This window comes from Psychrobacter sp. 5A.1 (genome assembly GCF_030407455.1).
Lineage (GTDB): Bacteria > Pseudomonadota > Gammaproteobacteria > Pseudomonadales > Moraxellaceae > Psychrobacter.
Genome location: NZ_JASDDJ010000133.1, coordinates 1 through 1,181, shown reverse-complemented (window position 1 = coordinate 1,181; position 1,181 = coordinate 1). Strand labels below are relative to the sequence as shown.

Genomic DNA, 1,181 nt, shown 5'->3' with positions numbered 1-1,181 from the left:
GGCTTTACGGGCGATCCAACGCCCATCAGCTACACCGTTGATGACAGTACCGGTCTGACCTCAAATGAGGCGACCGTCACCATCGATTATCCACAAAGCGCGCCAGTGGCCGTGGATGATAAAGGTGTCGGTCCTTTAAATACACCCGTATCAGTCGACATTCTAGCCAATGATACTGATCTTGAAAATAACATTGACCCAACCAGCGTCAAACTGATTAACCCAGATACTGGTTCTGAAGTCACCACCGTAACAGTAGCAGGCGAAGGTGAATGGGAAGTTGACCCAAGCACTGGTGTGGTTACCTTCACCCCAGAAACAGGCTTCACAGCTGATCCAACCCCAGTTGACTATGTGGTTTCTGACCTAACAGGCAACAAGTCTAATCCAGCCACCATCGTTGTTGATTATCCACCAACTGCCCCAGTGGCCGTGAATGAAATACAAACTGGCACCACAGGCAATCCTGTTGTGGTAGACGTACTGAGTAACGACACCGACCTTGATGGTGACATTGACCCAACGACCGTCATCATCACCCAAGCCCCAGCAGGCAGCACCATTGCCACTGACGGCAAATCGGTTGACGTCACAGGTGAAGGCGTATGGAGTGTGGATGCCGCGACAGGCGACATCACCTTCACGCCAGAGGCCGGCTTTACGGGCGACCCAACGCCCATCAGCTACACCGTTGATGACAGTACCGGTCTGACCTCAAATGAGGCGACCGTCACCATCGATTACCCACAAAGCGCGCCAGTGGCCGTGGATGATAGCGACACTGGCACGACGGGCAACGCGGTTGCCGTCACGGTGGTGGGCAACGACAGCGACCCTGAAAACGATTTGGACCCAACGACCGTCATCATCACCCAAGCCCCAACTGGCAGCACCATTGCCACTGACGGCAAATCGGTTGACGTACCAGGTGAAGGCGTATGGAGTGTGGATGCCGCGACAGGCGACATTACCTTTACGCCAGAGGCCGGCTTTACGGGCGACCCTACGCCCATCAGCTACACCGTTGATGACAGTACCGGTCTGACCTCAAATGAGGCGACCGTCACCATCGACTATCCACAAAGCGCGCCAGTGGCCGTGAATGACAGCGGCACTGGCACCTCAGGCGCCCCAGTGGTGGTTGCGGTGGTGGGCAACGACAGCGACCCTGAAAACGATTT

At 55.5% G+C, this 1,181-nt stretch carries 1 protein-coding gene; it reads left to right on the top strand.

Annotated elements, in window-relative coordinates:
* The coding region (locus tag QL982_RS14410) for an Ig-like domain-containing protein (protein ID WP_290190445.1) at nucleotides 1-1,181 on the top strand (1,181 nt) is incomplete at both ends.